The sequence below is a fragment of the Cryptosporangium minutisporangium genome (assembly GCF_039536245.1).
Classification (GTDB): domain Bacteria; phylum Actinomycetota; class Actinomycetes; order Mycobacteriales; family Cryptosporangiaceae; genus Cryptosporangium; species Cryptosporangium minutisporangium.
On record NZ_BAAAYN010000137.1, the window covers coordinates 1 to 520 of the forward strand.

Genomic DNA, 520 nt, shown 5'->3' on the forward strand with positions numbered 1-520 from the left:
CGCAACGGGACGCGGGCGAAGACGGTGCTGACGGAGAACACCGGCGAGGTCGAAATCGACGTCCCGCGGGATCGGGCCGGCAGCTTTGAGCCGCAGATCGTGAAGAAGCGCCAACGCCGGTTGTCCGGAGTGGACGAGGTCGTGCTGTCGCTCTATGCCAAGGGCCTGACCACCGGGGAGATCTCGGCGCACTTCGCCGAGATCTACGGGGCGTCGGTGTCGAAGGAGACGATCTCGAGGATCACCGACAAGGTCCTTGAGGAGATGCAGGCCTGGCAGACCCGCCCGTTGGACGAGATCTACGCGGCCGTGTTCATCGACGCCATCGTGGTGAAGGTCCGGGATGGGCAGGTGGCCAACCGGCCGTTCTATGCCGCGATCGGCGTCACACTCAACGGCGAACGCGACATCCTCGGGCTCTGGGCCGGGACCGGTGGTGAGGGCGCGAAATTCTGGATGTCCGTGCTGACCGACCTGCGCAACCGCGGTGTCAAGGACGTGTTCTTCCTGGTCTGCGACG

1 protein-coding gene is annotated in these 520 nt (G+C 65.4%); it reads left to right on the plus strand.

Annotated elements, in window-relative coordinates; all coding sequences use genetic code 11:
• On the plus strand, positions 1–520 hold a 520-nt coding region (locus ABEB28_RS42860; protein ID WP_345734054.1), incomplete at both ends, for an IS256 family transposase.